At 65.7% G+C, this 25,638-nt stretch carries 20 protein-coding genes; 9 read left to right on the top strand and 11 right to left on the bottom strand.

Features of this window, described 5'->3' with window-relative positions:
* Positions 1-38: 38 nt before the first annotated feature.
* A complete protein-coding gene (gene yicI / locus GC088_RS14405; RefSeq protein ID WP_323959682.1) occupies positions 39-2,225 on the bottom strand; it encodes an alpha-xylosidase in 2,187 nt (728 codons plus the stop codon).
* A gap of 151 nt (positions 2,226-2,376) precedes the next feature.
* Here yicI and GC088_RS14400 point away from each other — a divergent pair, with 151 nt between their 5' ends.
* On the top strand, positions 2,377-3,375 hold the full coding sequence (locus tag GC088_RS14400; RefSeq protein WP_323959681.1) for a LacI family DNA-binding transcriptional regulator: 999 nt from the start codon (positions 2,377-2,379) through the stop codon (positions 3,373-3,375).
* A gap of 14 nt (positions 3,376-3,389) precedes the next feature.
* On the opposite strand, the gene GC088_RS14395 is transcribed toward GC088_RS14400, so the two are convergent.
* The 3 genes from GC088_RS14395 to GC088_RS14385 are packed head-to-tail and all read right to left on the bottom strand — an operon-like array spanning position 3,390 to position 7,018.
* Positions 3,390-4,313 carry a carbohydrate ABC transporter permease gene (locus tag GC088_RS14395; RefSeq protein ID WP_323959680.1) on the bottom strand — a complete coding sequence of 308 codons (924 nt, stop codon included), beginning with the start codon at positions 4,311-4,313 and terminating at the stop codon, positions 3,390-3,392.
* Positions 4,310-5,311 carry an ABC transporter permease gene (locus GC088_RS14390; protein WP_323959679.1) on the bottom strand — a complete coding sequence of 334 codons (1,002 nt, stop codon included), beginning with the start codon at positions 5,309-5,311 and terminating at the stop codon, positions 4,310-4,312. Before GC088_RS14390 ends, GC088_RS14395 begins: the two co-directional genes overlap by 4 nt.
* A 12-nt stretch (positions 5,312-5,323) precedes the next feature.
* A complete protein-coding gene (locus GC088_RS14385; protein ID WP_323959678.1) occupies positions 5,324-7,018 on the bottom strand; it encodes an extracellular solute-binding protein in 1,695 nt (564 codons plus the stop codon).
* Between the two features lie 244 nt (positions 7,019-7,262).
* Here GC088_RS14385 and GC088_RS14380 point away from each other — a divergent pair, with 244 nt between their 5' ends.
* Positions 7,263-10,043 (top strand): glycoside hydrolase family 3 C-terminal domain-containing protein, encoded by a 2,781-nt coding sequence (locus GC088_RS14380; protein WP_323959677.1) that lies wholly within the window; start codon positions 7,263-7,265, stop codon positions 10,041-10,043.
* 3 nt (positions 10,044-10,046) lie between these two features.
* Here GC088_RS14380 and GC088_RS14375 read toward each other — a convergent pair whose 3' ends face one another.
* The gene (locus GC088_RS14375) at positions 10,047-10,355 is read right to left on the bottom strand and encodes a hypothetical protein (protein ID WP_323959675.1); all 309 of its coding nucleotides are present in this window, start codon (positions 10,353-10,355) and stop codon (positions 10,047-10,049) included.
* 146 nt (positions 10,356-10,501) lie between these two features.
* Between GC088_RS14375 and GC088_RS14370 the strand changes: the two genes are divergently transcribed.
* Positions 10,502-11,347: an HpcH/HpaI aldolase/citrate lyase family protein gene (locus GC088_RS14370; protein ID WP_323959674.1), complete on the top strand. Its 846-nt coding sequence runs from the start codon at positions 10,502-10,504 to the stop codon at positions 11,345-11,347.
* Positions 11,348-11,455: 108 nt separating this feature from the next.
* Here the strand turns inward: GC088_RS14370 and GC088_RS14365 are convergent, their stop codons facing one another.
* From GC088_RS14365 to GC088_RS14350, 4 genes are all read right to left on the bottom strand, one after another.
* Positions 11,456-11,719, bottom strand: a complete 264-nt coding sequence (locus GC088_RS14365) for a GlsB/YeaQ/YmgE family stress response membrane protein (protein ID WP_323959673.1) — start codon at positions 11,717-11,719, stop codon at positions 11,456-11,458.
* A 74-nt stretch (positions 11,720-11,793) separates the two neighbouring features.
* Positions 11,794-13,515 (bottom strand): pectinesterase family protein, encoded by a 1,722-nt coding sequence (locus GC088_RS14360; protein ID WP_323959672.1) that lies wholly within the window; start codon positions 13,513-13,515, stop codon positions 11,794-11,796.
* A 143-nt stretch (positions 13,516-13,658) separates the two neighbouring features.
* Positions 13,659-15,023, bottom strand: a complete 1,365-nt coding sequence (locus tag GC088_RS14355) for a pectate lyase family protein (RefSeq protein WP_323959671.1) — start codon at positions 15,021-15,023, stop codon at positions 13,659-13,661.
* 141 nt (positions 15,024-15,164) lie between these two features.
* Complete coding sequence (locus tag GC088_RS14350) at positions 15,165-16,178, bottom strand: LacI family DNA-binding transcriptional regulator (RefSeq protein ID WP_323959670.1); 1,014 nt, start codon at positions 16,176-16,178, stop codon at positions 15,165-15,167.
* Between the two features lie 170 nt (positions 16,179-16,348).
* Between GC088_RS14350 and GC088_RS14345 the strand changes: the two genes are divergently transcribed.
* The 6 genes from GC088_RS14345 (at position 16,349) to GC088_RS14320 (ending at position 22,478) form a co-directional block, all read left to right on the top strand.
* A complete protein-coding gene (locus GC088_RS14345) occupies positions 16,349-17,758 on the top strand; it encodes a Gfo/Idh/MocA family oxidoreductase (protein WP_323959669.1) in 1,410 nt (469 codons plus the stop codon).
* Positions 17,751-18,719: an NAD-dependent epimerase/dehydratase family protein gene (locus GC088_RS14340; RefSeq protein WP_323959668.1), complete on the top strand. Its 969-nt coding sequence runs from the start codon at positions 17,751-17,753 to the stop codon at positions 18,717-18,719. The genes GC088_RS14345 and GC088_RS14340 overlap by 8 nt, the downstream gene beginning before the upstream one ends.
* Before the next feature lie 2 nt (positions 18,720-18,721).
* Entirely contained in the window at positions 18,722-19,627 is a 906-nt protein-coding gene (locus GC088_RS14335) for a 5-dehydro-4-deoxyglucarate dehydratase (protein WP_323959667.1), read from the top strand.
* The gene (locus GC088_RS14330; protein ID WP_323959666.1) at positions 19,624-20,694 is read left to right on the top strand and encodes a mandelate racemase/muconate lactonizing enzyme family protein; all 1,071 of its coding nucleotides are present in this window, start codon (positions 19,624-19,626) and stop codon (positions 20,692-20,694) included. Before GC088_RS14335 ends, GC088_RS14330 begins: the two co-directional genes overlap by 4 nt.
* Before the next feature lie 153 nt (positions 20,695-20,847).
* Positions 20,848-21,852: a ring-cleaving dioxygenase gene (locus GC088_RS14325; protein ID WP_323959665.1), complete on the top strand. Its 1,005-nt coding sequence runs from the start codon at positions 20,848-20,850 to the stop codon at positions 21,850-21,852.
* A complete protein-coding gene (locus GC088_RS14320; protein WP_323959664.1) occupies positions 21,852-22,478 on the top strand; it encodes an alpha/beta hydrolase in 627 nt (208 codons plus the stop codon). Before GC088_RS14325 ends, GC088_RS14320 begins: the two co-directional genes overlap by 1 nt.
* On the opposite strand, the gene GC088_RS14315 is transcribed toward GC088_RS14320, so the two are convergent.
* Together GC088_RS14315 and GC088_RS14310 are read right to left on the bottom strand one after the other, a co-directional pair.
* Positions 22,475-23,581, bottom strand: coding sequence for a M24 family metallopeptidase (locus GC088_RS14315; RefSeq protein WP_323959663.1), 1,107 nt, complete (start codon positions 23,579-23,581; stop codon positions 22,475-22,477). The two genes, GC088_RS14320 and GC088_RS14315, sit on opposite strands and share 4 nt — an antisense overlap.
* Entirely contained in the window at positions 23,578-25,623 is a 2,046-nt protein-coding gene (locus GC088_RS14310; RefSeq protein ID WP_323959662.1) for a DUF6807 family protein, read from the bottom strand. The genes GC088_RS14315 and GC088_RS14310 overlap by 4 nt, the downstream gene beginning before the upstream one ends.
* Positions 25,624-25,638: the final 15 nt, after the last annotated feature.

Raw genomic sequence — 25,638 nt, 5'->3', positions numbered from 1 at the left:
TCTGCCGGCCGGCCGCTCGGTTCCAGACCCTGCCGGCCCTACTCCCTGCCAAGGACGACGGCGGTCACCTCGCCCTGCTTCACGGTCACTTCGAAGCGGGTGACGGTTCCGTCGGGTGAGGGTACCGGCACGACGGTACGGTGTCCTTCCGGGACGGCGAATGCCCTGAATTCGACATTGGCGGCCCAGTCATAGTCCGGCCGGGTGGACACTGTTCCCAGCGGCAGCACCGTGCCCGGCCGAACGAACAGCGCGGCCTCCATCACCGAGAAGGAGCGGGTGTGCCAGCGGGGCCCTTCGAGGGTTTCCCCGGACTCGAGATGCGTCCACGTTCCGTCGGGCAGGTAGAAGGCGTGCTCCCCGCCGGCTTCCAGAATCGGTGCAACCAGCAGATCGCTGCCCAGCATGTACTGCCGGTCCAGCTGGGAGCACCCCGGATCGTCCGGGAACTCGAGAACCATGGGCCGCATGACCGGTGTCCCGAACGAGTAGGCCTCCTCCGCCGCGGCTGCCACATAGGGCATGAGCCGCATCTTCAGCTCCGTGAAGTGGCGCAGCACGTCCACCGACTCCTCATCCACGAGCCATGGCACACGATAGGAGTTGGAACCGTGCAGCCGCGAGTGCGAGGACAGCAGCCCGAAAGCGATCCAGCGCTTGAAGATCTCAGGCTCCGGTGTGCCTTCGAACCCGCCGATGTCATGGCTCCAGAAGGCAAAGCCCGACGACGCCAGTGACAGTCCGCCACGCAATGATTCGGACATCGCCGCGAAGGTGGATTCACAATCACCGCCCCAGTGCACGGGCAGTTTCTGCCCGCCGGTGGTCGCCGACCGGGCGAAGAGCACGGCTTCGCCCTCGCCGAGTTCCTTCTCGAGGAGCTGGAAGACGGCCTCGTTGTACAGCTGGGTGTAGTAGTTGTGCATCCGCTGCGGGTCCGAGCCGTCATGCCAGACGACGTCCGTGGGGATACGCTCCCCAAAGTCGGTCTTGAAGGAATCGACCCCCTGTTTAAGCAGCGCCCGCAGCTTGTCCTGGTACCAGAGCACGGCGTCGGGGTTGGTGAAGTCCACCAGGGCCATGCCGGCCTGCCAAAGGTCCCACTGCCACACGGACCCGTCCGGCTTGCGGACCAGATAGCCAAGCTCCCGGCCCTCCCGGAATAGGTGCGAGCGCTGGGCGATGTAGGGGTTGATCCAGACACACACCTTCAAATCACGTTCGTGCAGGCGGCGGAGCATACCTTCCGGGTCCGGGAACGTCGCAGGGTCCCAGATGAAGTCGCTCCAGTGGAAGGCCCGCATCCAGTGGCAGTCAAAGTGGAAGACGGACAACGGCAGATTCCGTTCCGCCATTCCGTTGATGAAGGACATGACCGTCTTCTCGTCGTACTCTGTGGTGAATGACGTCGACAGCCACAGACCGTAGGACCAGGCCGGAATGCGGGCAGGCCTGCCGGTCAGCGCGGTGTAGCGGCGGAGGATCTCCTTGGGCGATGGCCCGTAGATGACGAAGTACTGGAGCCGCTGGCCCTCCACGCTGAACTGCGTCCGGGAAACGACCTCCGATCCCACCTCGAACGAGACCCGTTCCGGATGGTTCACGAACACCCCGTAACCGGAGTTGGTCAGGAAGAACGGAACGTTCTTGTACGCGAGGTCGCTGGACGTTCCGCCGTCCTCATTCCAGACGTCCACGGACTGGCCGTTCTTCACGAAGGCTCCGAACCGCTCGCCGAGCCCGTACACACTGGTTCCGACGCCGAGGGTGAGCTGTTCATGCACAAAGGACCGGCCGGCGTCATCGGTGATCAGGCCGACGCTGCGGGGCACCGAGCTGGTGAGCAGGCGCCCCTCGCCCGTGAAGTCGACGTTCCAGTCCGCACCCAGGCTGACCGATGCTGTCAAGGGGCCGGAGGTGATCGAGGCCTGTGTCTCGTCCACCGTAACGTCGACCGCGGGATCACCCTCCAGTACGTCGAAATGCGGTCCCTGATTTAGCGCGCCCTGGAAGTGCTCGATCGTAACACCAATGACCCCCTCGAGCGGCGAGGAGAAGCTGACCGTGATTTGCGGACAGTTGAGCGCGTCACCGCGTGCGTTGATCGGGCGCGTAGGAGCGTAGACCTCCAGCCCGGCCGGCGTGGTGACGACGTCGACGACGTCGCGCGGATGCAGCGCTGTAAGTCCCTTGCGGTACATCCAGTACCCGTCAGTGAATTTCATGACTTCCTTTGGATTGATGCGGAGAAAGAACGTGGTGGAAAGAAAAAGCTGGTGCGGCGGTTAGTGATCCGAGAGTGTCGAAGCGCTTCTCTACAATCACCGAGAAAGACCAATGTCGCGGGTCGAAGCGTGTCGAAGTTAGGATGGGCCGATGGCCACCATGAACGACGTCGCACGTGCGGCGGGAGTATCACTGAGTACCGTTTCCTACGTGCTGAGTGGTAAACGGACCATCTCGGAGGAAACGCGGCAGGCCGTCCTGGAAGCCATCCGAAAGCTCAACTACAGCCCGCACTCCGGCGCCCGTGCCCTGGCCTCCAACCGGTCCAACGTGCTGGGGCTGATGGCGCCGCTGCGGGCGGACGTCAACGTCAGCGTGGTCATGCAGTTCGTTGCTGCCGTCGTAACGACCGCCCGGACCTTTGACCAGGACGTCCTGCTGCTCACCCAGGACGACGCCGGCGGGCTGGAGCGTGTCACGTCGCAGTCCATGGTGGACGGCCTCCTGATGATGGACATCGAGGCGCGGGACTCCCGCATCCCGCTCCTGGCCCGGCTGGGCAAGCCGGCCGTGCTGATCGGGTTGCCGGATGACCCGCACGGCCTCAGCTGCGTCGATTTCGACTTCGCCGCAGCCTCCCGCACCGCCGTGCGTCACCTGTCGGAGCTGAACCACATCCGGATCGGTTTCATCGGGTCTCCGCCGGCCTCCCTCGAACGCCACGCCACCTACGCGGACAGGGCACGGAAGGGGTTCACCGAAGCATGCGCGGCCGCGGACGTCGGTTCCGTCCTGCGTGCGTGCGAAGCGACTGTCCCGGCCTTGACCGAGGCGCTCGACGCGGTCCTCGGTGGTGATGATCCGGTCACGGCCCTCGTGGTGCATAACGAGGCGCTGCTGCCGCTGCTGCCCCAGGCGCTGGCCTCGCGCGGCTTGCGCATCCCTGAGGACCTCTCGGTGGTTGCCATCGCGCCGGAGGACGTTGCGCTCGCCGCAGCGAAGCCGTGGACCGCAGTGTCCATTCCGGCACATGACATCGGCCGCGCGGCCGTCGAAATGGTGATGGACCGCCTCAACTCGGACAAGCCGGTGGAGGTCCGGTTGATTGTGCCCAGCCTGGTGCAGCGGGAAACTACCAGCGCCCGCTGATCGGCACAATTGGTTCATCCCTTCACCGCCCCGATCATTACGCCCTTCGTGAAGTGCTTCTGCACGAACGGGTAGACGAGCAGGATAGGAACCATCGCAAGCACGATGACCGCCATCTGCAGTGCCAGTGACGCCGCTGCACCCTGTCCGACGTCGATCTGGCCAGGGACGGTGACCCCCTGCAGCACGTAGGAGCGAAGCACCACCTGGAGCGGATTCTTCGCGCTGTCGTTGATGTAGAGGACCGCGTTGAAGAAGGCGTTCCAGTAGCCCACTCCGTAGAACAAGGCGATGACGGCGGTGACCGCCTTGGACATCGGAAGAACGATCTGGGCGAGGATCCGCCATTCGCTGGCGCCGTCAATGCGTGCGCTGTCCAGGATTCCCCGGTCGATGCCCATGAAGAAGCCGCGCAGGATGATGATGTTGAACACCGACACCGCGGTGGGCAGGATCAGCGCCCAGTAGGAGTTGATCAGTCCCAGCCCGGAGACCAGGAGGTAGGACGGGATCATCCCCGCGCTGAAGAACATGGTGATCAGCAGCGTGAACAGCAGCGGCGTGTGGGCAAAGGAGCCGGGCCGGGAGAGGCCGTAGGCGCACAGCACTGAGACCACCATGCTGAGCAGCGTTCCGACGACGGTAACTCCGACGCTCACCAGCACCGCCCGGGTCACGACGCCGCCGCTGATGATCTGCCGGTAAGCGTCGAGGGTGATCTCGCCGGGGACGATCACGAGTCCGCCGGCCTGGGTGATGGTGGCTTGTGAGGAGAGACTGGTCAGCACGATGGTGTACAGCGGACCCAGCACCGCGAGCACCACCAGCGAGAGCAGGACAACTTTGCCCGCCTTGGCAATGGCGCTCGGCTCTTCTTCCCACACCGGCCGGGCGGGAGGGGTACGACGACGCGCGGCCGGCTTGATGATCGTTGTCATGACTTGGAATACACCCCGTTTTCACCGAAGAGATGCGCCACCTTGTTGGCGGCGAGGATGAGCGCCAGTGAAATGACACCCTTGATGAGTCCTGCGGCGGCCGCATAACTCCAGTCACCGTTTTGGATGCCTGTGTAGTAGACGAAGGTGTCCAGAACTTCTGCGGCTTCGGCGCCGACGGCGTCGCGCTGCAGGATCAGCTGTTCGAAGCCAACGGTCAGCGCGTCGCCGAGCCGGAGGATGAGAAGCAGGATGATGACAGTGCGCAGCCCGGGAAGGGTCACATGCCACATCCGCCGCCAGCGGTTCGCGCCGTCGACTGCTGCCGCTTCGTACTGCTCGGGGTCGATCGCTGCCAGGGCGGCGAGGAAGACGATGATGCCCCACCCCGCGTCCTTCCAGACCGCCTGGGAGGTGATCAGGAACAGGAAGGTATCCGGGTTGGTCATGATGTCCATGCCGTCCCAGCCGTTGGCCCGAAGCGTCTGGCTCAACAGGCCTGCTCCGCCGAGCAGTTGCTGGAAGACCGAGACGACCAGCACCCACGAGAAGAAGTGTGGGAGATAGACGATCGCCTGGATGGTGGCACGCAGCGCCGGCCGTATCAGTGAGTTCAGCAGGAGCGCCAGCGCAATCGGTACGGGAAAGAAGAAGACCAACTGGAAGCCGGTGATCACGAGGGTGTTCCGGACAGCGTTCCAGAAGTCCGGGTCACCGAAGACCCGGCCGAAGTTGTCCAGGCCCACCCAGGGGCTCGAGGGGATCCCGATGAACGGGGAGTAATCCTGGAAGGCGACCACGTTCCCGAGCATGGGAATGTAGGCGAAGACAATCAGGAGGATGACGGCGGGCATCGTCATCAGAATCAGCGTGCGGTCCCGGCGGAGGCGGGCACGGACGCCCAGCTTGCGCCGGACTGGACGAGAGGCACCCGGCGGGGAACCGCCGTCGGGCCCCGCGTTCCGCTGCCGGTCACTGGCGAGATCAGTTGTGGTCATCGCGGTTCACGCCTAGGCGGTGAGGAAACCGGCGTAGAACTCGCGGAGTTCGTCGCCGCCGTTGCGCTTCCAGGTGGCGAGCTCGGCGTCGAGATCCTTCAGGGACTTCCGACCGCGCGGAATGTCCTTGGCGAGGTCGTCGAACGGGGCGCCCAGCGAACCGAATTTCGGCGGTTCCTGGATCTGCATGCCGAAGAAGGCATCCTCCTGGACGTACTCCGCCTGGCGGGCTTCCCACTCGGTCTTGGCCTTGACGAAGCCGGGGTATTGGACGTGTGAGTTCACCGTCGGAGGGCTGACGAGGAACTGGTAGGTGCTGGTGACTTCCTGGCGGCCGAGCTCAGTCATCTGCGGGATGTTGTTGCTGTCCCGCTCGAAATGCTTACCCTCGACGCCGTTGTTGATGAGAAGGTGCTCCTCGGTGCCGAACGGTGCCGCCATGAAGTTCGCCAGGGCCAGTAGTTCCTCGACCTTGGCTGTGTCCTCGGTTTTCTTGATGAAGCTGAAGATGCCCGCCGGCTGACCGCTGTAGAGCACTGGATCGCCGCCGTCGGGCGCGAAGAAGTCCATGGGCTGCATGACGAAGTCCGGATTGCTCGGAAGCACGCGTCCCAGCGCCTCATGCCAGCCACCCACACCGTCGACGGTCATGAGGGTTGCGCCGGACTCGAACCGCGGCTTTGCCTGCTGGGAGTTGCCTGCGACGGCGTCGGGGTGGACCACGCCGGCGTCGAAGAGTTTCACCATCCATTCGAGCGCCGCCCGGTATTCCTCGGTTTCGAACTTGTGGACCAGCCCGCCGTCCACGACCTTCCACTTCGGCACCACTCCGTACATCAGCTGGGCGCCGTTCCAGATATCCTCCGAGCCCCAGCGGTTCTTTGCGGGGTCGGTGATCTCCTTGGCGATCGTGAGGTACTCGTCCGCGGAGCGGGGCTGCTCCAGGCCGAGCTCGTCGAAAAGGTCCTTCCGGTAGAAGAACGCATCGTTGACCAGCGGCGTCGGCATGGGCAACCCGTAGAGCCCGCCTTCGAAGCAGCTGTACTTCCAGGCGGCGGTCGGGATGTTCGCGAGGTTCGGGTACTTTTTGACCTTGTCTCCGGCGAGGTAGGGGGAGAGGTCGGTGAAGAGGCCCTTGGCGGCCTGTCCAAAGCGGGGCGGAATGTTCCACGAAGGGATAACCACCCAGTCGGGAACATCCTTTGGGGAGGCGAGCACAGTCTGGATCTTGTCGCCGTAGGTGTTGCCGTCGTTCGCCTGGAAGTTGATGGTTGCCCCGAGGCGTTCGTTGACTGCCTGGTAGTAGGCGTTATCCGGCAGTCCGCGGGGGATCGCCCACCAGGCGGGGGTCATGGCCGTGTAGGTTCCGCCGCTGCCCGGAGCTTTCGCAACGGACTTCACCAGGTCGGTCGGGATGCTGGTGAAGCCGGGCGTTGAACCCTTGACGCCCGGGATGTCCGGTTCGACCAGGTTCAGCGGAATGTGGTTCGGCACCAGCTTTGCCACGCTCTCCGCCAGCCCTCCGGCCGTCGTCGCCTGTGGTGCTGATGATCCTGCGCTGCAGCCGGTCAACAGCGTCGGCGAGGCCGCGAAGAAGGCGGCTCCGCCTAGCAGTCCCAGAAAGGACCGGCGGCCCAGCGGTTTTCGGGCGACGGCATCGGGAAAAGCATCGGGAAAAGGGTTGGGGCGGTTTGAAGAGACTGGCATCTGGTTCACTCCTTTGTGTCCAAGCGCGCCGCACGGCGCACGGATAGCTGCGTCGAAGGTGCGCTCGTCGGCATGTCAGTCAGTCGAAAGTGTCGAAGCGCTTCGACGAACTCCCACGCTAGGGCATGTCGGGAAAAGCTGCAAGGGATTTTGTGTTGCGCGTCACAACGGTTGCTGTCAGCATGGTGGGCGGACCGCGCTGTGCAAGCGCTTAAACAACAACCATCGATCGGAAACCGCCGCCGTGGCCGAAACCACCCCCTCTCGCACTCCCGAAAGCATCATCGCTGCCCTCACTGTTCCGGAGAAGATCTCGCTGCTGCACCAGCATTCACCCGAGATCCCCGCCGCCGAACTTGCGTCCTTCCACACTGGTGCGGAAGCAGCGCATGGCGTCGCCTGGCTCGGGGAAGCAACTGTCTTTCCGCAGTCCGTCGGGCTGGCTGCGGCGTGGGATGAAGAACTGTTACACCGAATAGGCGGTGTTGTCGGCAGGGAGATGCGCGCGAAAAAGGCGTCCGATCCGACCGTGAGCCTGAACGTCTGGGCTCCGGTGGTCAATCCGCTGCGGCACCCCCTCTGGGGGCGCAACGAGGAGGGCTTTTCCGAGGACTCCCGGCTTACCTCGCAGCTGGCGACAGCCTACTGCGAGGGGCTCAAGGGGGATCACCCTGGGCAGTGGCTTACGGTGCCCACGCTGAAGCACTTCCTGGGCTACAACAACGAGATCGACCGCAACGTCACCTCAAGCCAGCTTCCCGCTCGGGTCCTGCACGAGTATGAGCTTCCTGCCTACCGGTCGGCGATCGAGTCCGGTGCCGTCGGGGCCGTCATGCTGTCCTACAACCTCGTCAACGGACGCCCGGCGCATGTTTCCGACCTTGTTGGGGGTCACCTGCGGACGTGGCGCAACGGCGATACGCTGGCGATTGTCACGGACGCCGGCGCGCCGTCGTCCCTGTTCACGGCCGAGAAGTACTTCGAGGACGGACCCAGCGCGTACGCGGCTGCGCTGCAGGCCGGCGTCGACAGCTTTACCGACGACGGCGACAACCCGGCGCCGTCGATCGGCTATCTCGAGGAAGCGCTGGAGCGCGGGCTCATCTCAATCGGGGACATCGACACCGCGGTACTGCGCCTACTCACGCTCCGCGAACGGACGGGGGAGTTCCTGCCCGGCGGCGGGGTCTACGGGTCCATCTCGGCTGACGAATTGATGGCCCCCGGCCACGGTGCCCTTGCCCGGGAAGCCGTCCGTAGTTCGGTGGTGCTGCTTCGCAACGCAGGCGTGGGGGGTGCACCGCTTCTTCCGTTGGGAGAGCAACCCGGAACCGTTGCGGTGATCGGTACACTCGGCTCGCGCGTCCTGACTGACTGGTACAGCGGCACCCCGGCGGACCCGGTGAGCATCGTTCAGGGGCTAAGCGAGCGCTACGGGAACGTTGTTGACGAAGACGGAGTCGACGTCATCGCCCTGCGCAGCACCCGGACCAACCGGTACCTCTCTGTGCCGGAGGGTTCCGCGGCCGTCACCGCGGCAGTCGCCGTACCGCAGGAGGCCGAGTCCTTCCTCCTGAAGGACTGGGGCGGCGGCGAGTACACCCTGCAGTCGCAGGCGAATGACCGCTTCGTCTCCGGTGAGACAGGGTACCTGCGGGCCACGGCGGACCGCGTCGGCGGGTGGGTCGTGCAGGAGACCTTTGCCCTGCACCGGGCCGTGGACGGATCGGTTGCGGTTCGCCATATCGCCTCAGGCAAGTGGCTCCGCGTCGAGGAAGGCACGGGCAGCGCGGCTCTGGTTACGGGTTCCGAGCAGGACGCCGACCGGTTCTGGCTGCGGACGCTGCGTTCCGGTGCCGAAGCGGCGCGCGAGGCCGCGGCGTCGGCGGATGTCGCCGTCGTCGTTGTTGGAAACGACCCGCATCTGGGCGGCCGGGAGACACTTGACCGCTCCACATTGGAACTGCCGCACAGCGAGCAGGAGCTCATCAGGACGGTCCGGGAGGCCAATCCGCGGACGGTGCTGCTGATTGTTTCGTCCTACCCCTACGCGCTGGGAGAGTTGGCGGATACGCCGGCAATCGTCTGGTCCTCACACGGCGGCCAGGCACTCGGTGGTGGGCTGGCGGATGTCCTGAGCGGCGACCACGAACCGCGCGGGCGCCTGACCCAGACCTGGTGGGCACGCGATGCGGACCTGGCGGACATCCTGGACTACGACATCATTGAAAGCCGCTCCACCTACCACTACAGCACCGCCGAACCCCTGTATCCGCTGGGGCATGGGCTGGGCTATAGCGAGGTGGAGTACGTTTCGGCTGAGCTGGCGGGTGAAGTCCTCACGGTCACGGTGTGCAATGCCGGGCAGCGCCCCATCCATGAACTGGTCCAGGTCTACGCGACCGCCGACCGGGCCGGCTACCCGCGGCGGAACCTGGTGGGCCATGCGCGGATTACGCTGCAGCCGGGAGAACTCGGCTCTGCCGCCGTCCCCGTACACGTTGAGAGGCTTGCCACCTTCAGCCCGGCTGCGGGAAAGCTGATCGTGGAACCGGGGGAGTACACCCTGCTGGTGGGCCGTTCGGCGGAGGACCTGCCCCTTGCCGTGACGCTGGATGTGGACGGGGAGCCCGGCCCGGCGCGTGCTCGCGGTACGTGGCTGCGCGCCGAACTCTTCGATGAATCGTCCAACGCGCTGTTGGTGCCCGAAACACCGTTGGAAGGCACCGCCGTCACTATCGCAGACCCCAAGCTGCAGCGTGCTGCGCTGCTCTACCGGGGCTGGGAGGGAGCCCTGCCAGGATCGGTCACGGTCAACGTAGTGAGGAGTTCGGGTGGGAGGCTGAGCGTGCAGTTCGCTGGCCCGGGCGGTACCTGGCGGGAACGCGGCTCCGTGCCGGTTGCGGCCGGCGCTACGGGGAAGGTTGATGTGCCGCTGACCGTTCTCGATGGCGTCGACGAACCGGGGACAATCCGGTTGGTGCTCGAGGGAGCTGTGACGGTCAGCGACCTTTATGTGCCCTGAGAACTACTTCTCGTCCGGCGCCGATCCCTCATTGCGTTCGTGCTCGCCGGGGTTCCGATCCTCGGTGCGGCGGCGGAACATTCGGCGGGCCGGGCCCACCCAGGACAGGATGAGCAGGACGGTGAAAAGGTGGTTAGCCATTCCGCCGAGCACCTGGAACGGAACGATCTGCACCAGCGCGATGATGACCAGCGCGCCCAGAAGCAGTGTCTTGATGGCCTTCAACGCCTGCGGGCTCAGTGGGCGCGGCCATACGAACATAGCGGTGACGTCGCTCCCGCTGGCGTCGTTCCTGCTGTTGGCGCGTGGCATTGGTATCCCCTTTCCGCTTAAGGCTATCGCGGGTGGGATCGGGCGTGCAGGTGCTCGCCTGGGGGCCCGCTTTTGGTCGTAGTGTTTACTGTCGCAATGCACCTGCCGTTGGATTACGACGACGCCCGTTGCGTAAGGTTCTACGTATGGCCCCCCTTCGCAATAGCCGCGCTGCCGCGCTTCCCGCCAAGTTGTCCCGTTCCTGGCTGCTCGCTTCGGCGGCGTCTGAAGCGAACTTTGCGCCGGCACTGGCCTCGGAAGCGGACTCGGTTGTCTTCGATATCGAGGATGCCGTTCCCGCCGAGTCCAAGGCGGAGGCCCGCGAGCGGGTAGTAGAGGCCCTCTCCACCGGAATGACCGCTTGGGTGCGCGTGAACGGCATCGAAACGGATTACTGGGCAGACGATCTGGCGGCCCTCTCCAAGGCGCCGGGTCTGCGTGGGATCATGCTCGCAATGACCGAGAAGCCTGAACAGGTTACTCACACCGCCATGCGACTGCAGGCCGGCACTCCGGTGCTGGCGCTGGTGGAATCGGCACTTGGGATCGAGAATGCCACTGCAATCGCCAGTGCCCCGGGTACCTTCCGGCTCGCATTCGGGGTTGGAGATTTCCGCCGCGACACGGGTGCTTCCGATGACCCGATGGCCCTGGCATACGCCCGCGCCAAGCTCGTGGTCGCCTCACGCGTCGGCCAGCTTCCGGGTCCGATCGACGGCCCTTCGGTGGGAGCCCTCGGCGAGGATCTGCTCTCCGCATGCAAGGTCACAGCCTCGATGGGCATGACCGGCAAGCTTTGCCTCATGCCCGAAGCGGCGGACACCATCAACAAGGGACTCTCGCCCAGCGAGTCCGAGATCCAGTGGGCGCATGAGCTTCTGGACGCACATGCTGCCGGGGCCGTTGTCGGCGACGGCTCATACCTGCCGCGTCTTGCCCGCGCCCAGAAGATCTCGGCGCTCGCCGACTCCTACGGACTCTGGAACGCCTGATTCAGGGAGGGCCCAAACGGGCTCAGACGCAAAAACGCCGGTTCGTTGCAGGATCGTGGGGTTCACCCAACGATCCCGCAACCAACCGGCGACTTTGTTGCTGAGGTACTACCGGCGCACGCTGCGACGACGGCCCGCCATGCTTTCGGCAACGCCGATGAGCAGGACGGCTGCGATCACTGCGACGATGAAACCAAGAACGTTCAGTTCGAAGATTCCGCCAGTGTGGAATAAGCTGGCGACCAATCCGCCGATTACCGATCCGGCAAGTCCCAGCAGCAGGGTCGCAAGCAAGCCCAGGTTCTGCTTGCCGGGCTTGATGAGCCTGGCAAGCGCCCCAATAATCAATCCGGCGATGATAAAGCCAATCATGATGCCTCCTTCAGGTGTGAGTGGTACCTTCCCGAAGACACTAAGCCTGCTTTGCTTTTTTAAGCAACTCGGGGTCAGCGTCCCGCCGGAGGAATTGTGGTGTCTGCGGCGGTGTCGGCGAGCTGCGGTTGCCACCAGTCCGGGCCCCGCAGGTAGTGACTCGCCGTGAAGCCCGCCGCTTGTGCCACTGTCATCTGGGGGCGGTCAGGGGAATGGGCCGATCCCGGTCCGCTGTTGTGGAATTCGTGGAATCGCGCGTCCCGCCAGGAGAAGCCGCTCATATCAGTCCAGGGCGCGCTCTTGATATGGGCGCCGAGGTGACTGTCCCGCACAAGAACCTGGGCAATCGCCTGGGGATCACCGCTGGGGTGCCACGGCCGTCCCAGATACACGGTGGCCCGGGCGGCCGCCGACTCAAACCGACACTGGTCGAAGAGGTAACCGAACGGGAACACCTGGTTGATACTCCCTGCAGTGACATATCCGTTGTTGGATGAGGAGCCCCGATTCAGTGACTGGATGACGCAGCGCTGGAAGACCGCCGTGGCCCGCCCGAAGATGAAGTCAACGTCTCCTTCCACGTAGCTGTCCACAAAGAAGTGCCGCGACACCGTGGAAGCGTTCGGCGTATTGACCAGCAGCGAATCCTGGTTCCCCAGTACCCGAACACCGTTGAAGACGCAGCGGTCGCCTGTGACATGCAGCGCTACTGCCTGGCGGTTTCGGATGTGGGCATTTGCGGCCTCATCAAAATCATTGCTGAAGGTCAAGTTGCGGGCTTCGAAATCGGAAGCGTCGATCCTGACCGAAGCGCTTCCGCTAGTCCCGTAGGTGCCCGACCCGTCGGGCTTCGACGTTCCAGAGGCGTTGTTGTAGACGAGCACGACATCCGAAGACGAACTGCCGGTCCCGCGGAAGCTCACCAGCGGCTTGCTCCGGGGTACCAGGATCAGCTCGCGGTATTCGCCCGGCGCTATCCGGATCTCATGGCGGGTACCCGCATTCTCGGGAACGGCGTCGACTGCCGCCTGCACACTGGAGAACCGGGCACCGGGACCCACATCCAGAACCACCGGCTGATCCAGCGGGCGCTCCGAAGGCCAGAAGATCCCTGCGAACAGGCTCTCGGCGTCCACACCTCGGAAGGCGGGCCTGGCTGAGGCGAACCCGAGCTCCTGTAGACCATGGGCTACAAGTCCGGCGACAGCCAGCGCTCCCTCCGCGCGGAAATGCGTGTTGTCCTCGACGCCATCCGGGTACTGCTGGAACTCTCCCGGGGCGGCGTGAAGGAACATGCTCCTGGTCCCCTCAGGCCCGAGTTCCTGCCACAGGGTCAGGGACTGCTCCTCCAGGTCGATCAGCGGAGTGCCGGTTGCGGAAGCAAGCTCCCGCATGGCGGCCGGATACTGCCCATGGCTTCTGCGGGCGTTGCCCGCCGGGTCGAACCTGCGCCGTTCCACCGGAGTCACAAGGATGGGAAGAGCTCCGGCAGCACGGGCACCGTCGATGAAACCCCGAAGGTATTCCTTATAGGTGCTTCCCGGCAGCGTGCCCCGGGCGGGGTCAGTGACCTTCTCGTCATTGTGGCCGAACGAGATAAGGAGATAGTCGCCTGGTGCGAGGAGCGAAAGAGCCTCCGCTGCCAGACCCGAGTCCGTATAGCTCTTCGAAGAGGCGCCCGAGAGCGCAATGTTCACTACCCGGCTGCCGGAATTGAGGGCAAGCGGGAGGGCCTGTCCCCAGCCCGCCCGGGGCAGTTCCCGATGAGCGTACGTCGACGCGGTGGAATCTCCCACTACGTGCAGGGTCGGTTGACCGGCGCCCGGTGTTGCCTGCATGGGTTGCAACGCCGCGGCGGGCGAGGCTCCAAGTGCCAGTATTCCGGCGGCCCCGGTGATACCTGTCAGGACCGTCCTTCGACTGACGGTGTGCGCCCGCTTCACTCGCTACCCTCCGCTGTGAACACCGGTCCCACATTGCCCTTCAGGATGGACGGCACGGCCTGGGCGGGATGGACCAGCGTGCGCAGGACGGGCTGCCAGGAGGTGTCTTCGGCCAACTGCTTATCGGCAGGAGCGCTCGCGTTGTACGCCTCGCGCAGGTCCACCACCTTGCCGTTGATCGTGTTGTCGATCGTTGTGATGCGCGTTCCCTTCCAGTGGGCGATGATCTCCGAAGGATCGATGTCCGAAGTCAGCGAGAACGCGTTCGCTTCAGCCCAGAGGTGGGAATCGAAGCCTGCGCCGAGGCTGTACTGGTATGGGATCCGCGACTCGTCGTTGACCACGAAGTGGTTGTTGTAGGCGTCGACCTGGCCGAACCTCAGGCGCGGGGCGCGCTGGCCCACGTTGATGAACTCGTTGTGGTGCAGGGTGATGCGAAGCTTTCCCGGGTCGCCGCGGCCGGGGGAGTCGGTGGATCCGATCAGCATGAGCTTGTCCCGGTCCGCAAACCGGTTGTAGGACACGGTGATCAGGTCAGAGCCGTTGGTCATGTCGATTGCGCCGTCGTGCTGCTGGAACAGGCGGCCAAAGTAGACGGGGGCCTCGTCGTCGTAATAGGGATCATCGGTGTAGGAGTTGTGGTCCATCCAGACGTTGGTGGTGCCGTTGATGATCTGGACCATGTCGTATTCGCTGTTCCAGTTGCCCGAGCTGCCGTCGGTGGGGTCCCACTGGGGGAAGCAGTCGATGACTCCCTTGTGGTGCAGGTTTCGCACAATGACGTTCGTTTCACCGCTGATACGCAGCGAGAGTCCGTTCAGTGTGGCGTCCGAGGTGGCGCCAACAATTGTGGTGTTGCTCGGTACGTCGACGAGCATCGTTGCCCGCTGCTTCTGGGCTGCGCGGTTCCGCGCGTCTTCGAGTTCGCCCTCGGGTTCGCGGTCCCACCCCCAGGTCTCCGGGCTGTACGCAGCGAGGTAGGCGTCGATCGAGTAGCCCGTGCCCGCCGCATAGTCGTCGCAGGAGAGGGGGCTGCCGGCGTCGTCCGCGTTGCCGAGCAATTCACCGTGAACGCGGATGATCTTTTTCTCGTCCCCTGCTTCGGCGAAGGCGGACTTCAGTTCGGCGCGGGTGTCGACGTCGTAAATCCGGTGCGCGGCAGCGCCGGCACCGCCGGTGGTTCCATTGCCGGCGGAACCCCAGCCGTCCCCTGCTGGAAGGGTCTGCTGCTCCAGGGGACCGGACGCTTGAAAGGACGGCGGTGCGGCATGGGATGGTGGAGCCGCGGCGACCGGCGGGGCGGCAGTTGCGGCCAGCGCGGCCGTGCAGAAAAGCGCAAGGGCAGGGCGAATCAAACTCACTGAGTTTCTCCTCATTGAGATGGAAGTGAAGGTTCGAAAGCTTTCTTGGCAGCGCCTCGACGAGGGCCGCCCCCGGTGGAGCCACTCTAGGAAAACGTTTTCTCGAATGTCAACAGGGCGACTGCAGCGGGCCGGGCTGTGCTACTGTCGGGCGGCTCCGGTAGTCCCGCGCTGCCGAAGCTCCGGCTGGAAGGTGGAATGGGCGGGCGCGCCTTCGCCGTTGCCGAGCAGTCGGTGCATCTCGTGCCAGGCCTGCTCACCGATCTCGGTGATCGGCACAGCTGCGGTAGTGAGCGGCGGCGTGGTGAAGTTGGCGAACGGAATATCGTCGAACCCGGTGACGGAAATGTCGCCCGGAACGTCGAGGCCCCGCTCATGCAGTCCGCTCAGCAGGCCCATCGCAACGAGGTCGTTGAACGCGAGCACGCCGGTCACGCCGCTATCCAGAACGGCGTCCACCGATCCGTGACCGGCCTCGAAGTTGGAGCCGCCGGGCAGGATGGTCAGGTCGATTGCAGGGTTGTCCACGCGGAACTTCTCCAGTCCGAGCAGGCGGGCCTCATTGGATACGCTTCGCTCAGGACCGGCAAGGAATGCAAGCTTCTGGTGTCCCAGCTCCACCAGGTGCCGCGCGAGGTCCTGGATCCCCTGGCCGTAGTCAACGATCAGGCTGGGTGTGCCCGGATCCGGCGAGGTCCGGTTGACCAGCACCAGCGGCCGCAGGGAGGGGAGCAGCGCCTCCAGTTCCGCGTCATTCATACGCGGCGCACACAGCACGACGCCGTCACAGCGCCTCCGTGCCTCACCCGCCAGGATCGACTCCTCGCTGGAAACCTCGGAGGAGTCGGCAATCAGCACCCGATAACCGTTCTGTGCCGCTGCCCGGCTTACGCCGCGGAGCATCCCCTGGAAGGTCGGGTTCGCAAGGTCGGGGACGACCACACCGATGGTGTCTGTCTTGCCGAGGGCAAGGCTGCGCCCGACGGCGTTTGGCTGGTAATTCAGCTCTGCCGCGGCTGCCTTCACACGGGCCGCGATGTCCGGATCCACCGAGAAGTTTCCGTTCATGACCCGCGAGACCGTGGCCAGCGAGACCCCTGCGCGCTTTGCCACGTCGGTTATGCCGACCCTTCGGTTGGCTGCTTTCCTGGCCATCTTTCCTCGCTCGGATGGGGATCGACGCTACCCGCAGAACATGGTTGACTGCTGCGCCGATCTGTTGATACAAAGCATATAACCTTTTCCAGAAAACGTTTTCTCAAAACGTTTCCGAATCTTCCCAACGGTGTCTCATCATCGACGATGCCGGGAACCGAAGGAGCCCCATGAGCACCGCCCCGCAAGCCCTTGCCACGGAAGAGTCTTCCGCCGTGGACGCCAAACGGAACAGGCTGGCGCTGATCGGCACGGGCTCACGTGCCGAGATGTATGTCCGCGCAGCCCTTGGTGATCATGCCGCCTCAGCAGAGTTGGTCGCCATCAGCGACACGAATCCGGGACGGGTGGACTACTACCTCGGCCTCGCGTCTGAACTGTCCCCGTCCACACAGGTAGACAGCTTCCTCCCGGCGGACCTGACCCCTTACATCCGGGACAACAGCATCGACCGCGTCATCGTGACCACCCCCGACTTCACCCACGCCGACTACATCGTCGAGGCGCTGGAGGCGGGAGCCGACGTCGTCGTCGAAAAGCCGCTCACCATCAATGCCGAAGGCTGCCGCCGTATCTGTGAGGCGATCGAGCGGACCGGGCGCGACGTCGTCGTCACCTTCAACTACCGCTACTCGCCGCGCAACAGCGCGCTGAAGGAAATCATCCAGAGCGGTGCCATCGGCACCGTCACGTCGATCGACTTCAGCTGGATGCTCGACACTGTCCACGGCGCGGACTACTTCCGCCGGTGGCACCGGCAGAAGAAGAACTCCGGTGGGCTCCTGATCCACAAGGCGTCCCACCACTTCGACCTCGTGAACTGGTGGATCGATGACGTCCCCGAGCGGGTGTTCGCCAGCGGCGGCCTGAAGTTCTACGGCGACCGGAACGCGGCCGACCGCGGCCTGTCCGACCGTCCGGAGCGAGGCACCACCGACTCCGCGAACGATGATCCTTTCGCCCTCGACCTGCGCGAGGACAGCAAGCTCAACGACCTCTACTACGCCAACGAACACCACGACGGCTACCAGCGGGACCTCGACGTCTTCGCCTCCGGTATCACGATCGAGGACAACCTGGCTCTGGTGGTCGACTACCGGTCCGGTCCCACGCTGAGCTACTCGCTCAATGCACACAGCCCCTGGGAGGGTTACCGGGTGGCGGTCAATGGAACCGCAGGGCGGGTTGAGCTCGAGGTCGTGGAGCGCGCCGCGGTGTCGGCCAGCACCGACAAGAAGAACGTGGTCGATCCCAGCGCCACGCCCATCGAGGAGGAAGACGCCGTCCGCGTGAACGGCGAGCGGCTGGTCCTCCAGCGCCACTGGGAGGAGGCGGTCGAGGTGCCGATCGTGAACGGCGAAGGCGGGCATGGCGGCGGCGACGCACTCCTGCTCACCGACCTCTTCGAGGGCCCGGGCGATGACCCGCTCGGCCGGCCGTCCGGCTACCTTGACGGTCTCCGCGCGGTCGCAGTTGGAATTGCAGGCAATGCTTCGCTCGAGTCCGACCTTCCCGTGCGTATCACGGAGCTAGACCTCGGCGCAGACCTCGCTCAGGACAGGCAGGTGCGTCGTGGCTGAGCGCGCACAGACCACCGTCCTCGTCACGGGCGGATCCGGCCGGCTGGGCCGCAGCGTGGTGACGGGCCTCGCAGAGGCGGGGTACGACGTCGTCTCCGTAGACCGGGCGCCCGTCCACGACGGCGCGTTCCCGGCCGGAATCCGCCAGGAAGCCGCGGATCTGCTGGCGGAGGGCGAAGCTCACCGCGTCATAGCAGCCTGCGCTCCCGACGCCGTCGTCCACCTGGCTGCCATCGCCGTACCGTTCAGCGCCCCCGAGGACGTCATCCTGCAGACCAACTGCCGCCTCGCCTTCGCGGTGATGGCGGCGGCAACTGAACTGGGCGTTGGCAGGATCATCACCGCGAGCAGTCCCACCGTGCTCGGTTACGGATCGCCGGCCGGCTGGGTACCCGAGTCCTTCCCGCTGAATGAAGAGACCACTCCGAAGCCGTGGAATGCGTACGCGCTATCGAAGCTGCTGGCCGAGGAGACCATGCGGATGTTCGCCGCTGCCCAGGGCGATCGGCTTCGCTACGCGGCATTCCGGCCCTGCTATGTCATCTCTCCCGAGGAATGGGAGGGAGCGCTAACCCAGCAGGGGCACACTGTGCGCGAGCGCCTCGACGATCCCGCCCTCTCCGCGCCAGCTGTCTTCAACTACGTGGACGCGCGGGATGTGGCGGACTTCCTCGACGTGCTTCTGCAGTCGATGGACCGCATTCCTAACGCTGAGACATTCTTCGTGGGGGCGGCCGATGCGCTGGCGCGGAAGCCGCTCTCCGAGCTAATCCCGCAGTACCTGCCGTCCGCCGGTCCTCTAGCTGCCGGCCTCACCGGCTCCAGCCCCGCCTTCTCCGTGGACAAGGCGCGGCGCCTGCTCGGTTGGGAGCCCCGCCGCAGCTGGCGCACTGAGCTGGTGGACTCCATACCGGAGTCGGCAGACCCTCTCTTAATCCCCGCAATCCAGGAAGCAAGGTAATCATGCAGTTCGATGGAGTGCTGTTTTTCCCCGTCACACCCTTTTCGCCGTCCGGTGCAGTGGACACCGCCAAGCTGCGCGAGCACATTGAATCGCGGCTCGAGTTTGGCCCCGGCGGTGTCTTCCCCGCCTGCGGCACGGGAGAGTTCCACGCCCTGGACATCGACGAGGTCCGCGCCGTAGTAAGCACCGCGGTGCGTGCCGTTGACGGCAGGGTTCCCGTCATCGCAGGTGCCGGCGGGCCGCTCGGCCATGCCCGGGCTGCGGCACGGGCCGCGGAACAATCGGGCGCGGATGCGCTGCTCGTGCTCCCGCCGTACCTGGTGAAGGGTCCCTCGGACGGGCTGGTGGCGTACGTCGAGGACGTCGCAGCCGCGTCCAGCCTGCCGGTGATCATGTACCACCGCGCCAACGGCTCCTTTACTACGGACGCCGTCACCCGCCTCGCCGCGAACCCCAAGGTGATCGGCTTCAAGGACGGGGTGGGCGACGTCGGCCTCGCCCAGGAAATCGTCTCCGCGGTTGCCGCCACCGGCCGCACGGACTTCCAGTTCTTCAACGGTCTGCTCACGGCCGAGCTCAGCCAGGGAGCCTACCGCGGGCTTGGCATGCCGCTGTACTCCTCCGCCGCTTTCGCCATGGCTCCCGAAATCGCTACCGCCTATCACCGGGCGTATATCGACAACGATGAAGCAGCACGGCTCCGCCTGCTGGAGGGCTTCTATGCGCCGCTGGTCCGGCTTCGGGACCAGACACCGGGCTTCGGTGTCTCGCTGATCAAGGCCGGCCTGCGCCTCGACGGGTTCGACGCCGGCTCGGTCCGCCCGCCGCTGGTGGATCCGAGCGAAACCCAGCTCGTAGAGCTCAAGGGAATCCTCGCTGCAGGCCGGGAGCTCGTGGGTTCATGAGCCCGAAGATCACGGCGTTCGAGGCGAGGCTTATCACTGTGCCGCTGGCCCGGCACTGGGGTGCCGACGTACCCGAGAACCACTTCCTTGCCACGACCGTCACCGCGGACGACGGCGCGGTGGGGCACGGCTTCTCCTGGACGCCCACCATCGGTCCGCAGGCTGTACTGGCACTTCTTGAGCATGACATTGCACCGTTTGTCGTGGGCCTGCCGGCACAGCCGGAAGCGGTGTGGGACCCGCTGTGGGTCCGCCTTCACGAGGCAGGTGGAGGCGGGCTGACCACTATCGCGATGGCCGGCGTCGACCTTGCCCTCTGGGACCTGGCCGGGCGCCAGGCCGGTTGTTCGGTGCCGGACTTGCTGGGCCGCCGTCGCGATGTCGTGCCTGTTTACGGCTCCGGAGTGAATCTGCATTACAGCCTCGAGGAGCTCGTTGACCAGGCACAGCGCTGGGTGGCCGAGGGCCGCCGGGCCGTGAAGGTCAAGGTCGGCAAGCCGGACCTGCGTGAGGATGCCGAGCGCATTGCGGCGGTGCGGGAGGTGATCGGACCCGACCGGGCGCTGATGATCGACGCGAACCAGCGGTGGGACCTGCCCACCACCCTGCGCGCGCTGGACCGGCTGGGCGAGTACGGGCTGCACTGGCTCGAGGAGCCGATCCGGGCCGACGACCTGGCGGCCTACCGCCGGTTGCGGAAGTCCTCCCCGGTGCCGATCGCGCTCGGTGAGAACGTGCACACCATCTACCGATTCCGCGACTTCATCGAGGCCGACGCCGTGGACATCATCCAACCGAACATCGTCCGCGTGGGAGGGATTACGCCGTTCCGGCGGATCGTGGAACTGGCCCGGGCCAACAGCATCGCCGTGGCGCCGCACCTGCTTCCGGAACTTTCCGGGCAGCTGGCTTCCACGCTGGCGGAAGCGGCGTGGGTCGAGGCGATCGACGGTGCGAGCTTCAGCGAGCTGGGCATCCTTGCCGGGCCCTCGCCGGTGAGCGTTACGGACGCTGGCCTGTCGGTGACCGGGCAATTAGGCCTGGGTTTGAAGCTCACCAACCCCTAACCCCACATTGATCCGGCAGGACACACCCCTTATGCACGCTCATTAGGGGAGTGTCCTGCTAAATCAAAGGTCCCCGGAATATAATCCTAAGTACATGCATTTGCATGTACACGCGTCGACCGCAGCGGCCGACAGGAACTCCGGAGGACCACAATGACAGCGCACACCACCGGGCTGCACCATGTCACCGCCATCGCCGGCGACCCGCAGGCCAACGTCGACTTCTATATCCGCGGGCTGGGCCTTCGGCTCGTGAAGAAGACGGTCAACTTCGATGACCCGTCGACGTATCACCTGTACTACGGGGACGACGCCGGCCGCCCCGGATCGCTCATGACCTTCTTCCCGTGGGGCAAGGTGGCGCCGGGACGGATCGGTTCCGGTCAATCCACCACCACCGCGTTCTCGGTCCCGCAGGGCAGCATCGGCTGGTGGCAGGACCACTTCCGCTCGCTCGGCGTCGAATCCGTCATCGACCGGACCTCTTCCAACGAGGAACGGCTCTCGCTGCGCGATCCGGACGGACTGCAGTTGGATCTGGTTGCCTCCTCGACCGCCGACCCGCGTAACCCCTGGGACTCCTCCTTCGTCCCCGCCGAGCACGCCGTCCGCGGTCAACACTCGTCGGTGCTCACCGTGGCCAACCCCGAACGCACCCTCCGCGTACTCACCGAGGACCTCGGCCTGCGCATCACCGACTCCGGCCCCGACCGCACCCGTCTCGAAGCGGGCGACGGCGGTGCAGGCAACATCGTGGACGTCGTCGCGGACCCCTCCGGGCCCTACGGCCTGGTGGCCGGTGGCACCGTGCATCACATTGCCTTCCGGGTCCCTGACCGTGCGACTCAGGAACTCTGGCGCCAGGACCTCGTCGAGCGAGGCTTCAACGTCACGGCCATTCTGGACCGCCAGTACTTCACGTCAATCTACTTCCGGGAGCCAGGGGGAGTACTGTTCGAGATTGCTACGGACACCCCGGGCTTCAACGTCGACGAGCCGCTGCTCGAGCTTGGCCGCTCCCTGAAGCTTCCGCCGTGGCTGGAGCCGACCCGCGAGGACATCGAGATGTCCGTGGCGCAGATTGATGTGCCCCAGGAGAACTTTGTCCTCAATAACGACGACGACGACGCCCCGCAGCCCTCCGGGGAGCCCTCCTGATGGGATCCATCCGGCTGACAGAGTGGCCCCACCTCTACCGCGAGGGTTCGCCCGGTGCTCCCGTGCTTCTCATGTTGCATGGGACGGGCTCCGATGAGCACGATATCGCTGCGCTCGCCCCCGAGCTTCATCCCGAGGCCGCGGTACTCGCACCGCGCGGTCGCACGCAGGAACACGGCGCGCGCCGGTGGTTCGCCCGCCGTGCGGAGGGTGTGTTCGACGTCGACGACGTGATCGCGCGCGCCGGTGAACTCGCGGACTTCATCACCGAAGCGCGCGAGCAGTACGGGCTGGAGGGCAGACAGCTCGTCGCGGTGGGCTTCTCGAACGGCGCCAACATTGCACTGGCCACCGGCATGCTCCATCCTGATGCCGTCGACCGCGTCATCGCCTTCTCGGGCATGTACCCGTTCGGGGACCGGACGCTCGACCTGGCTCTTGCGAACAGTCGGTTCCTCACACTCAACGGGAAGTCGGATCCAATGGCGCCGCTGGCCAGCGCCACGCACCTGGTGAGTGAGCTGCGACGGGGAGGGGCCGACGTCGTGCAGGTGCTTCGTGAGGGTGGGCACGGTATTGACCGCTCCGACCTGGCTGCCGCCGTCGACTGGCTCCGTAGCCTTTAGATCTCCAAGGTTGCGGGGCGCAGCCGGCCGTTCACCTCGACGGTCGGCCAGCGCTCGTCGACGCTGAGCACCTGGACGCCGCTGCTGGTCACCAGGACGGTGTCCTCGATCTTCACGCCGGGCCCGGACGGGTTCCAGGTGAAGGCCTGGTTGAGGACCACTGCGTCGTCGGTCTCCTCGGTTACGCGCGGATCGCGGCCCGCGTAGCCGGCGGGGCCGCCCTGGTGGTGCAGCCGCCACTGATCCGGACCGAACCCGTGCGCGTCGTAGGAGCGGCGGATGGTGTCGAAGATGCCGTTCAGCCGCGCACCGGGGACCGTTGCGGCGAAGATGTCCGACTCAACGGCCGCGATTCGCGCTTCCGCGTCGAGCTCCGCCTCAGTCGAGCCGTCGAAGCGCACCCACCGCGTCACGTTCGCGACCATGCCGCGCCGACGTGCGCACACCACGGCCATCGCGCGCCGGCCCAACGGTGACGACGTCGGAAGCGGGTGCCGGAACGATGAACGCGCCTTACCGTTGCACAACAGCACCAGCGGTTCGGCTCCGAGCGCGATGACCCGCGATGCCAGTTCGGCGGCTACGTCGCGTTCCCGGGTATGCGGCCGGCTGGCGGTTAGCACGTCGGTCATCGCGCGCGCCACCTCGCGGTTCAGCCGCTCGTATTCCGCCACCTCAACCGGCAACAGCGACTGGCGCGCCGCCCGCAGTTCCCGGCGCACAGCTGCCTCCGGCAGCGGCTCTGCCGGCACGATCCGCCGGGCCACGTCGATCAGCGATCCGTACCAGGGCACGGGATGAACGACGACGTCGGCCGGCACCTCCTCCCGGAGCAGCCTGTCCGCCTCGTTGTTGAAGGTGATCAGGTGGTCGCCTTCGCGGTCCACCAGCAGGGCGGCGACGGGATCACCGGCGAGGCTGATGTGCAGGCGGCTACCGCCGAGGTACCAGGTCATGGCCGTGTTGGTGGTCAGCAGCAGTGAATCGTGCCCGGTTTGATCCAGGATGTCCAGAACCCTGCTGCGCTTGGCAGCCCGTTCATCGGCAGGATTTGAAACCGCTGCGTCCGCGATGTCACCGGCAAGAGGCGTGGTGGTGGTCATGACTGCCTTTCTTCCGCCACGAGGGAGCGGACTGCGTGGGGATCGAGGATCCCGTCCGCGACAAGTATGGTGACGGCGCGCGCCACCGGAGCGGTGGGGGTTGTGGTGATCGCTGTGTCCCAGGCAAGGGCAAGGCCGACGCCGGGATAACCCTCGGAGCGAACGAACCAGGGGTCTGTAGCGCCGTCGTCGGGCAGGAAAATCAGAGAGGCGGGCTTGCCTTCAAAGAGGCCCTGCCAGCACAGCCAGTCGGAGACGGTGCCGTGAACGTCTGCCTCACCGGCGGCCTCGGGAGTGGTGATTGAGACATCCGCGCATCGGGGCAGACGCCAGAAGAAGCCGCCGTATCCGCCGCCTTGCCGGCCGTTGGATCCCGGGCTGCCAAGCGAGATGGGGCGATCGACGGCGGGCGTGAGCGCGAACTCGATCCGGAGCGCCCAGACCGTGTCGCCGACGCCGCGCCAACTGATCCGGCGCGCTTCGGAAAGCAGTGGCGACCCGTCCGGCGCGTTCCAGCGCAGGGTTTCCTCCAGCGCATCGCCGGCACGGGTGATTCCGGTGCGCGTGACGGTCCCGTGGTCGGGGCGCCAAATGTAGCCCTGCTCCTCGCGGCGATAGGTCCGGCCGCCCCAGAAGTTGACGCCGTCGACATCCTGGAGCGCCACGCCGACGCCCAGGTGCCACACATGGTCGGCAGGGAAGTGGTCGGTCACTACCACGCCGGCCCGCGTCGTGGCCGGATGCAGGTACGGACGGGGTGAGAGCAGCGGTGAGACGGTGGCCCCGTCACGGTAGCGGCCAAGTTCCTGCCCGTCGAGGACAACCGGCAGGGACGACGACGGCGGCGCATCCGCCCAGCCCGGGTCCAGTTCACGGAAGGTCGCCTGGGCGAGGCAGGCCCGCTGCAGCAGGTCTTCGATGTCCCGGACAACGGGGTGGGCGTCGTCGCCCTCGCCCTGCCAGGTGACGAATGCAGAGTCAATGGGCTGAGGCGGTGGAGCCAATCGAATTGCATCGAGCACACGCATGAACGCGCCCGATGACGACAGCGGGCTCAGCAGCGGGACGCCCTTCGTGCGGTGCTCCAGGAGGTTCTCCAGCAGGTTGGTTCGGCTGAAGTGCTCGGTGACGGTGCCCTGGGCCGTGGTGATTTCAAGTTCGTCGTCGGTGTAGTACAGGACGGCGGTTCCCTGTGTGCCGTGGAGCGTCACGGTTGGGCGCGTTTGCTCCGCGGCACACAGGGTGAGTGCGAGCGTAACCACGGTTCCGGCGGCAGTGCGCAGCCGGATAGCCGAGGTATCGTCACACTCGATGTCGTGGGCCCGGTACAGGTCCGTCTCGACGGTAGCCACGTCGGACGCTTCCCGTGCACCGGCCACACGGAGGGCGGTAGCAACCGCATGGGCAAGGGGGTTCGTGGCCACGCCGTCGACCACGTCCACACCGTCCAGCGTCCGCTTACCCGCCCAGCGGGACCGCGCGAAGTAGCCGCGGGACCGTACCCAGGCACCCTTCGCGCTGACGCCGCGCACCGAACCCAGCGCTCCCGACGCCAGGAGTTCGTCGATCCGGTCCAACGCCGCCGATCCCAAGCTCTGGAACCCGGTCTGCACCGCAACCCCGGCGCGCTCCGCCGCAATCAACAGCTCTTCATACTGGGGCATCGAGGCAACGGGCGGCTTCTCGACGTACACATCGGCTCCCGCCCGGATCGCTGCGAGGGCGGCCGGGGCGTGGGCCTGGATGGGGGCGGCAATAACGACGACGTCGGGCGGCGCCCCCGCAGACAGCAGCTCGTCTACGCTCCCGTACACTGAGACCGCGCTGTCCACCGCGCCCTCGGCCGGCGGCCGGGGGTCGGCGACCGCCACCAGCCGAGCACTCCCGATGGCCTCCAGGCGCCGGAGGTTGTCGAGATGCCTGGCACCGTAACCGTGAACGCCGATCAGCGCGACGCGGGGCGTGACGCTGTAACCGTTCCGGTCGGCGGCATCCGCGGGCTCGTTCAGGAGGTCCAGAGGGCGGGTTGCGGGGTCGAGCATGATCGGGATCCGTTC

The organism is Arthrobacter sp. JZ12 (assembly GCF_035189165.1).
Taxonomy (GTDB): domain Bacteria; phylum Actinomycetota; class Actinomycetes; order Actinomycetales; family Micrococcaceae; genus Arthrobacter_D.
The sequence above is the reverse complement of the archived record's forward strand: the minus strand, read 5'-3'. Positions and strand labels throughout refer to the sequence as shown.